The sequence below is a fragment of the Rhodobacter sp. TJ_12 genome, assembly GCF_020023995.1.
Classification (GTDB): Bacteria; Pseudomonadota; Alphaproteobacteria; order Rhodobacterales; family Rhodobacteraceae; genus Rhodobacter.
Genome location: NZ_NRRD01000056.1, coordinates 1 through 772, shown reverse-complemented (window position 1 = coordinate 772; position 772 = coordinate 1). Strand labels below are relative to the sequence as shown.

The 772-nt window shown below is 61.4% G+C and carries 1 pseudogene; it reads right to left on the bottom strand.

The features are described from left to right. A pseudogene (locus CKO11_RS17120) lies at positions 1-671 on the bottom strand (hypothetical protein); the annotation flags it as partial. Positions 672-772: the final 101 nt, after the last annotated feature.

Below are 772 nucleotides of genomic sequence, written 5' to 3'. Positions count from 1 at the left end.
ACGAATTCTTTCCTGTCGTAACCCGTCAGGTCAACGGGATCGCACAGATATTCTTTCTTTGGGTCGTTTTCGGTAAAGAGCAGCGTTTTAATTACAGCGCTATTCAAAAACCGCTGGATCGCGGCATGGTTTTCGGCAGCGGTCTTGTCCGTCCCTCCACCGAACACCTCAATGGGAACCCCACGACCAGCGCCTTGCACCACAGAAAGGCCAATGCCGCTGATCGGGTGATCGAAGTCACCAGTCCCGGCGTTCGCAACATCAAACACATCGCCCGTTTGCGTCGTGATCCGCGCCCCCGGCGACCATGCAGTTGAGGACGCCAAGAAGGTGGCGGAACTCGGATAATGAAACCGTGGGTATTGCGCGGCTTGCGCCGCCGCGCTGACAGCAACCCCGGATGCAGTGACCGCGTTTTCCACTGCGGCCTGACATTGTGCCAGCGCATCCGCCTGGCCGCTTTGAGGCAGATCGCCGGTCCATACCGGGACAAAGGCCAGATCACCCGACCCGCTTGGCACATCGAAGCGCAAGGCGGAGGTGCGCGTCTGCGCCCCATCATGCCATTGCAGTGCGCCAACATAGACCCGGCCAGCACTGCCCGCATCGGTGCACCAAAGGGTCGCGTCCACTGCGCCCGCTGCATCGAGTGGCAACAGCAACGGCCCCATGACGATTTGCGTGCCGCCCTCGGCATCCGGCCCGGTTAGCGAGACGGTCAGGCGACCATGGGCCGGGATAGACCCATCGGGCAGCACAATGGGGCCGGTAA